The organism is Nocardia sp. NPDC058480 (genome assembly GCF_042720495.1).
In the GTDB taxonomy this organism is placed as follows: Bacteria; Actinomycetota; Actinomycetes; order Mycobacteriales; family Mycobacteriaceae; genus Nocardia.
The window spans coordinates 1-1,328 of sequence record NZ_JBHXMN010000038.1 but is presented as its reverse complement, the minus strand read 5'-3'; the positions used below and the strand labels follow the sequence as shown (position 1 = coordinate 1,328).

The window sequence follows — 1,328 nt, the reverse complement described above, 5'->3', positions numbered from 1 at the left end:
GCCGAGCGTGCCCTGAACGCGATGGTCTTGCATGGCTTTCGGGACCAGGTGCTTCCCGGTGGCTGGTTTGTTGTCGTACCCCGGTGCCACACTGTCGGTCATGCAGCTGCGCTACAACTTCCGCCTCTACCCCACGGTGGGGCAGCAGCAGTCGTTGGCGCAAGCATTCGGCTGCGCCCGAGTCGTGTTCAACGACGCCCTGGCCATCCGGCAGCAGGCGTTCCGGGAGGGCCGCCGGGTTACTGATTCGGAACTGTCGAAGTTGTTGACGGAGTCGAAGAAGACTCCGCAGCGAGCGTGGTTGGGTGGGGTGTCGGCGGTGGTGTTGCAGCAGGCCCTGGCTGATCTGAATACCGCCTACCGTAACTTCTTCGGCTCGGTCACCGGCACACGGAAAGGGGCGAAGATCGCCGCGCCGCGGTTCCGGTCGCGTCGCGATCATCGGCAGGCGATCCGGTTCACCCGTAACGCCCGGTTCGCGGTCACCACGGGGGAGAAGTTGCGGTTGCCCAAGATCGGGGACGTGAAGGTGGCGTGGTCGCGTCGGCTGCCGTCGGAACCCTCATCGGTCACGGTGATCAAGGACGCGGCCGGAAGGTATTTCGCGTCGTTCGTGGTAGAGGCAGAAACCCGGCCGCTGCCCGAGGTTGATGCCGTGGTGGGTATCGATCTGGGGTTGAGCTCGTTCGCGGTCCTGTCCGATGGGCGGGTCATCGAGAACCCGCGGTTGTTTCGTCGGGCCGAACGCAAGCTCCGTAAAGCTCAACAAGCACTTGCACGGAAGCAGAAGGGCTCCAGTAACCGGGGCAAAGCCCGGGTCAGGGTTGCCCGCGCACACGCAAAGATCGCTGATCAGCGCCGCGATTTCGCGCACAAACTGTCCACGTCGATTGTCCGTGATAACCAAGCGGTGTTCGTCGAGGATTTGTGTGTGAAGGGGTTGGCGCGGACTCGTCTGGCGAAGTCGGTGCATGATGCGGGTTGGGCGATGTTCACTCGCATGGTCGGGGAGAAAGCGGCCCGCTTCGGACGGTATTTCGCCAAGGTCGACCGGTTCTTCCCATCGTCGCAGCTGTGCTCGGCATGTGGGGTTGTCGATGGTCCGAAACCGTTGTCGGTGCGGTCGTGGACGTGTGGGTGTGGGGCTGTTCATGATCGGGATGTCAACGCCGCCAAGAATATCCTCGCCGCTGGTCAGGCGGAGAGGTTAAACGCTTGTGGAGTGCGGGTGAGTCCGGGGCTTGTTCCGGCGCTGTGCGGTGAAGCAGGAACCCGCCGAGAGCGCCCGAGGACGCTGGTAGGAGTCCCCGTCCTTTAGGGCAGGGAGG

At 63.6% G+C, this 1,328-nt stretch carries 1 protein-coding gene; it reads left to right on the top strand.

The features are described from left to right. Positions 1-100 precede the first annotated feature (100 nt). Positions 101-1,318 (top strand): RNA-guided endonuclease InsQ/TnpB family protein, encoded by a 1,218-nt coding sequence (locus tag ACFWO8_RS33135; protein ID WP_378974786.1) that lies wholly within the window; start codon positions 101-103, stop codon positions 1,316-1,318. Positions 1,319-1,328: the final 10 nt, after the last annotated feature.

Coding starts and splice junctions, on each gene's coding strand:
- ACFWO8_RS33135 (WP_378974786.1), top strand. CDS start 101: ATGCAGCTGCGCTACAACTTCCGCCTCTACCCCACGGTGGGGCAGCAG.